Annotated in this window: 1 protein-coding gene and 1 pseudogene; one reads left to right on the forward strand and one right to left on the reverse strand. The window is 57.4% G+C overall.

Annotation, left to right across the window (positions count from 1 at the left end; all coding sequences use genetic code 11):
* Positions 1 to 367 (forward strand): integrase core domain-containing protein (locus FEV53_RS20190; RefSeq protein ID WP_142836403.1); only part of this gene is annotated, 367 nt, incomplete at its 5' end.
* Between the two features lie 884 nt (positions 368 to 1,251).
* On the opposite strand, the pseudogene FEV53_RS21135 reads toward FEV53_RS20190, so the two are convergent.
* Positions 1,252 to 1,523 (reverse strand): annotated as a pseudogene (locus FEV53_RS21135) (IS91 family transposase); the annotation flags it as partial.

The raw sequence follows: 1,523 nt of genomic DNA on the forward strand, positions 1-1,523 counted from the left end.
GGGGTTCTGCGTCGAGGCTTTGAAAGAAGCGCTGGCTCGATACAGCACCCCCGAGATTTTCAACACCGATCAAGGATCCCAATTCACCAGCACCGACTTCACCGACGTGCTGCGCGACGCAAAGATCAAAATCTCGATGGATGGCCGGGGCCGCTGGATCGACAACCGGATGATCGAGCGGCTCTGGCGATCCCTCAAATACGAATGCGTCTACTTGAACGCCTTCGAAACAGGTTCCGAAGCCCGGGACGGGATCGGTGACTGGATCAGCTACTACAACGAAAGACGCCCGCACTCATTACATGGGATCATGACGCCGGACGAGGCCTATGACAAGCAATCTCCGGACCTGAAGGTTGCCGCCTGAAATGAAACCAATGCTATAGCTTAGCACGGCGGCAAACTGGTCGAATTTCAAGGACCACCTCTCTCACCCTGCGCGCGCCATGTCCCTGCTGTGGGGGTACTATGCGTGTCATCGAGATCTTCCGGCGCGGTCAGATACCGATGTCTCGCGCGCCACCTCGGGAGCAAGCCGCATGATCAAATGCATGACCCCACACTTCGATATGCTCCGGTCGTCATTGGTTGACCGGCCAAGACCGCTTGCAAACAGCGTCGAAAATGGCGGTCGGTGTCCCGTTCTCAACGCCCAATCTCTGGAACTTCAACGACGAAGGCGGCGTACACCGCCAGCAACAGGCCTATCCAAAACGAAGGCGTCGCGCCCCTCGCATTGTCAGTCTCACTCCTCAGCGCTCTTTCCCCATAGATAGCAAGCAGCCCCCGCGGCTTCCTCCTTCCGAGGTTTGTCAACGCGGGCCGCACGCCCCGCGAGAAGTAAACGTTGCACTCCGGCCCACATCGAAAAACCTTCAGGAACTCAAAAAGCGTCCTGAAACCAGAGCGATCCTGAAGCAGACCTTTAAGCTAATGACTACGAGGTCCGCTATGTCTAAGGTTTGTTGCTGCTGTCAGCGTGAGCTGCAGCGGCGATAAATCTGACAAGGAGGAAAGCACGGGCGGATTTCGGTGCTATGGGGATTGTGCGTTACGGCTGCAGAGGTGGCTGAGCAGAGTGAGCGACTTTGTGATGACAGGCTGTGCAATTCAATTGATGTTCCCGACACGACTTGGCCAATTTGGCTCCCATTTTACCGCCACAGGCCTGATGCAGCCCAGGATTTTGTGAGATGGCCGCACTGATTGGTCCGGGGTCTGCGTAAGAAGGGGCCGGGTTTCCGTGTTGTATCATGCGGCATCCTCCCAAGGTGGTGCGCGGGATTTGGGTGTTTGACTGCGCAGGAAGGTCTCAATGATGACCATCGCGTCGCCGCATTTGGGGCAAGACTGTTTCGCGTGCCGCTCGTCGTTGCCGTCACTTGTCCCTTCGTCTGATGTTTGCGCCGGTTCTGGCGCTGCATCCAACAAGCGCCTGATCTTCTCGATCCTGTCTCGCCGGATGCCATTGGCGAGGAAGCCTGCATGGCGGATGCGGTGGAAGCCGGGCGGCAGGACATGGA

This window comes from Palleronia caenipelagi (genome assembly GCF_007004065.1).
GTDB classification, from domain to species: domain Bacteria; phylum Pseudomonadota; class Alphaproteobacteria; order Rhodobacterales; family Rhodobacteraceae; genus Palleronia; species Palleronia caenipelagi.